Source organism: Paenibacillus sp. KS1 (genome assembly GCF_001680695.1).
GTDB classification, from domain to species: Bacteria; Bacillota; Bacilli; order Paenibacillales; family Paenibacillaceae; genus Paenibacillus_B; species Paenibacillus_B suaedae.
The window spans coordinates 1-1,254 of record NZ_MAIS01000236.1 but is presented as its reverse complement, the minus strand read 5'-3'; the positions used below and the strand labels follow the sequence as shown (position 1 = coordinate 1,254).

Here is a 1,254-nt window from a genome sequence, read left to right as displayed (position 1 = left end):
CGGGAAGTATTTTCATATGAAATATCCGCAGATTGAGGTCGAGGTTATCCCCGAGACTCAGGTGCTTCAAAATCTAGGGAAAACGATTCGTGCAGAGGATTGGGATACGGAAATAAAAAAGCTGTTGGAGAACTCCGGTGCAGACGTAATAAAGCTGGGTGATGCGAAAACGTTTAAATCATTTGCTGAAGCTGGCAGGTTATACGAATTGGAAGAAATGATCCGGCAGGACGACTATGATATGAAGGGCTTTTTGCCAGGGCTGATCGATAAAATCAAAAGCTTAGGCAACGGCAAGCTATATGGGCTTACTCCTTATGTAGACAGGGATGTTTTGTACTATAACGCAGCGTTGTTCAAGGAGCATCAAATCGAACCGCCGAAGAACAATATGACCTGGCAGGAAATGTTTGATTTGTCAGCGAGATTTGCCAATATCGGAAGCGGAGAAAATAAGGTGTACGGGTTCTATGAATGGTCTGGGGATATAGGATTCATTTTGTACAAAATTGCCGATTCCTCCGGATTGAAGCTGCTCGACCCGAAGGGAGAGAAGGTGCTTCTGAACTCAGATGGCTGGAAAAAAGCCATCAAGCAGGTAACGGATGCTGTACGCAGCAAATCTGTATTTTTGCATCCTGAAGGCCAAACTTACTCTCAAAAACTTAGAGATCAAGCTGCTATGATGATAAGCAGTGCTTACAAAACACGGGAGCTTGTATTCACTAAGCAAGATTGGAATGTAGTTACGGCTCCGGTAGATCCTGCAATGGATTCTTCATCTATTACCTTTTCCCCCATCTATGCAATTGCGGCTGACTCAGCCAACAAGCGGGCAGCCTGGGAATTCGTCAAATTCGTGAATGGTCCGGAGATGGCGCAGGCCCGTTCGCGGACACTGGAAGGCAAGCTTCCTTCACGTAACGGTTATATGAAGGATATCAAGGGCAGGAGTACGGATGCATTTTATATACCGAAGATCAGGCAGGAGAGCAGCCTTTATGAAAGTCTTCCATTCGAGTTCCTCAGATTATTTTATAAACCGCTTCGTGAGGAGCTGTTGGCCGTAGTTGCGAACGAGAAGTCAGTTGATGAAGCAGCTGCCGCGTTGGAGGTAAAAGTGCAGGAACTGCTCTTAAAAGTGCGAGAATCTGCAAACAAGGATAAAGGGAAATAGGGAGTGTAGAAACGTGTTAAAGAGTGGGAAGACCGTAATTATGCTGCTGACGATCATGTCTCTCTTAAGCGGCTGCT

At 45.6% G+C, this 1,254-nt stretch carries 1 protein-coding gene; it reads left to right on the top strand.

Annotated elements, in window-relative coordinates:
• Positions 1 to 1,177 (top strand): ABC transporter substrate-binding protein (locus BBG47_RS28040; RefSeq protein WP_065294471.1); only part of this gene is annotated, 1,177 nt, incomplete at its 5' end.
• Between the last annotated feature and the right edge of the window lie 77 nt (positions 1,178 to 1,254).